Raw genomic sequence first — 3,207 nt, 5'->3', positions numbered from 1 at the left:
TGCACGCCGCCGGCGAGCTTGGCCATGCGCGGGTCGAGGTTGACGGGGTTTTCCTCCATGCCGGCCTCGGGCAGGCGCAGCACTTCGCCGATCTGGTCGATCAGCAGGCCGTAGGATTCACCGCGCAGATCGACGCCGACCGCCATCGGCACCTTGCCGTCCTCGGGCTGCGGCAGGCCGAGGCGGGCGCGCATGTCGACCACGGTGACGATGCGGCCGCGCAGGTTCAGCACGCCCGCGATCTCGCGCGAGGACAGGGGAACGCGGGTGACGCGTTCGGGCATGAACACGTCCTGGACGCGGGAGATCGGCAGGCCGAACAGCTGGCCGCCGATCATCGCGGTGACGTATTCGACCATGGCGCCTTCGGCGGACTGGGTCTTGCTCTTGCTGGTCATGTTGGCTCTCCTGATCCTGTCCGTTACGCCGCCGCCCGGCTCAGATCGGAGGCGCCGGCGGCGCTCGCGGTCTGTTCCTTCAGCGCCGCGATCAGACCGGGACGGTCGAACTTGGCGACATAGTCGTGGAAGCCGGCCTGACGGCCGCGCTCGATCGCCGCCGGCGACACCAGGGCGGAGAGGCCGATGATCGGCATCGCACCGAGATTGTTGTCCGAGCGGATGGTCTCGGCGAACTCGAACCCGTTCATGTCGGGCATCTCGATGTCGGTCAGCACCACGTCGAAGGTCTGCGCGCGCAGAGCGGCGAGGCCCTCCTGAGCGGTCGGCGCGGTGCGGACGCGATAACCGGCCGCCTTGAGCACGGGTGCCAGCATGTTGCGGAAGAACGCGCTGTCGTCGACCAGCAGCACCGACTGCGAGTGCAGCGACGGCTTCATCTCCTTGCGGGTGAACCAGTCGGAGAACGCCATCGGCAGGAAGTGGCCGACGTCGATCACCTCGGTGGCCTGGCCCTTGATCACGGCCGAGCCGAGGATGCCGCTCGCCGAGCCGCCGACCTCGATGTTGAGCCGTTCCTCGACGATGTCGATGATCTCGTCGACGACGAGGCCCATGGAGCGGCCGTCGTCGGCGAACACCAGGATCGGCTGGGCGCCCTGGCTGGCGATGGTGACGCCGTCCATGGCCACGAGCGGCATCAGCTGCTCGCGGTACTGCACCATGTAGCGGCCGTTGGAGAACTCGATCTTGTCGGCGGGCAGCTCTTCCAGGCGCGTGACGAGGCCGAGCGGGACCGCCTTGGGCTGCGACGAGCCGGCGCGGAACACCAGCAGCGACGTGGTCTGCTCGCCCGAGCCGATGTGATGGGCGCCGTTCTCGTCACCCATGTCGTGGGCCGAGGAGCCGGCGGCGCCGAGCGCCTTGGCGATGCCGTTGGGGTCGATGATCATGATGACCGCGCCATCGCCCAGGATGGTGTTGCCGGAGAACATGTCGATGTGACGCAGCTTGGTCGACATCGGCTTGACCACGATTTCTTCGGTGTGGAACACGCCGTCGACGACGATGCCGAAGGTCTGGCTGCCGACCTGGGTCACCACGATGAAGCCGTTCTCGGGATCGGAGGCCGCGCCGTCGTCGATCTTGAGCAGCTTCTTGAGGTGGATCAGCGGCAACAGCTTGTTGCGCAGGCGCAGCACCGCGGTGTCCTTGATGCGCTCGATGCGGTGCTCGCTGTTGGCGCGGGCACGCACCAGCTCGACCACCGAGAGCTGCGGGATCGCAAAGCGGTCACCGGCGGCTTCGACAATCAGGGCCGAGACGATGGCCAGCGTCAGTGGGATCTTGATGGTGACGGAGCTTCCCTCGCCGGCCACCGACTTGATGTCGATGGTGCCGCCGATCTGGTCGATATTGGTGCGCACCACGTCCATGCCGACGCCGCGGCCGGAGACCGAGGTGATGGCGGCCGCGGTCGAGAAGCCCGGCGCGAAGATGAACTTGTGGATCTGGGCTTCGCTCATCTTCTCGAGCTCGGCCTCGGTGACGAGGCCGCTCGAGATCGCCTTGGCCTTGATCTTCTCGGTGTTGAGGCCGCGGCCGTTGTCGGCGATGCAGATGATGATGTGGCCGCCCTCGTGATAGGCGGACAGCCGGATGGTGCCCTGCTCGCCCTTGCCGGAGGCGAGGCGCTCGGCGGGGGTCTCCAGGCCATGATCGGCGGAGTTGCGCACCATGTGGGTGAGCGGGTCCTTGATCAGGTCGAGCACCTGGCGGTCGAGCTCGGTGTCGGCGCCGTGCATCTCCAGTTCGATCTGCTTGCCGAGTTCGCTCGAGAGGTCGCGGACGATGCGGGGCAGCTTCTGCCAGGCATTGCCGATCGGCTGCATGCGCGTCTTCATGACGCCTTCCTGCAGCTCGGCGGTGACGTTGGAGAGGCGCTGCAGCGGCACCTTGAACTCGGTGTCCTCGTTGCGGCGGGAGATCTCCAGCAGCTGGTTGCGGGTCAGCACCAGCTCGGAGACCATGGTCATCAGATGCTCCAGCGTGTCCACGTTGACGCGGATCGACTGGTTGGCGATGCTGGCGCCTTCGCCGGCGCCCTCCTCGGCCATCGACTTCTTCGGCGCCGCCTTCTCCTTGGCGGGCTTTGCGTCCTTCGTAACGTCCTTGGCGACGGGCGCGGCAGCCTCCGTAGCCGGCGCGGGTTCCGCGGGCGCTGCGGCTTCGGTCGCGGTCTCGCGGAAGGCGCGCTCGAGCTCGTCGAGCGAGACTTCGCCCGGACGCAGCGGACGCTCCAGGGTCTGGTCGATCAGCGTGCCCGTGGTCATCTCCTTGGCCGGGGCCGCAGCGGCAACCGGCGCTTCCGGCACCAGCGGCGGGGACTCCGCAACGGGAGCAGCAGCCGCGCCTGCGGCCATCGCCGCCATGCCCTGCACGACCATCGCTTCCAGCTTGTCGATCAGGTCGCGGTCGTTGCCTTCCGGCTCGGCCTCGGTCGCCTCGAGGCCGGCGAGGATTTCCTTGATGCGGTCGATCGAGGACAGGATCACCGTCACCGCCTGCCCCGTCACCGGCATGCCGTCACGGAATTTGCCCATCAGCGTCTCGCCGGCATGCGCCAGCGCTTCGAGCCTGGGCAGTCCAAGGAAGCCGCAGGTGCCCTTGATGGTGTGGACCAGGCGGAAGATGTTATCCAGGATCTTGGCGTTGTTCGGCTCCTGCTCGAACTTCACCAGCTGATTGTCCACGGTGTCCAGGCTCTCGCTGGTCTCCGTCAAAAACTCCCGCAACAGATCATCCATGA

Annotated in this window: 2 protein-coding genes; both read right to left on the bottom strand. The window is 67.1% G+C overall.

The window, feature by feature from the left end; all coding sequences use genetic code 11:
- Nucleotides 1–398, bottom strand: a 398-nt coding sequence (locus JQ580_RS33610; protein ID WP_212285647.1) for a chemotaxis protein CheW, incomplete at its 3' end; no start/stop codon positions are given.
- Nucleotides 399–421: 23 nt separating this feature from the next.
- Nucleotides 422–3,205 carry a hybrid sensor histidine kinase/response regulator gene (locus tag JQ580_RS33605; RefSeq protein WP_212285645.1) on the bottom strand — a complete coding sequence of 928 codons (2,784 nt, stop codon included), beginning with the start codon at nucleotides 3,203–3,205 and terminating at the stop codon, nucleotides 422–424.
- Nucleotides 3,206–3,207 lie beyond the last annotated feature (2 nt).

The sequence above is a fragment of the Bradyrhizobium sp. SZCCT0148 genome (genome assembly GCF_018129985.1).
Classification (GTDB): domain Bacteria; phylum Pseudomonadota; class Alphaproteobacteria; order Rhizobiales; family Xanthobacteraceae; genus Bradyrhizobium; species Bradyrhizobium japonicum_H.
Note: the sequence above shows the minus strand (reverse complement) of the source record. Positions and strands in the feature narration are given on the sequence as shown.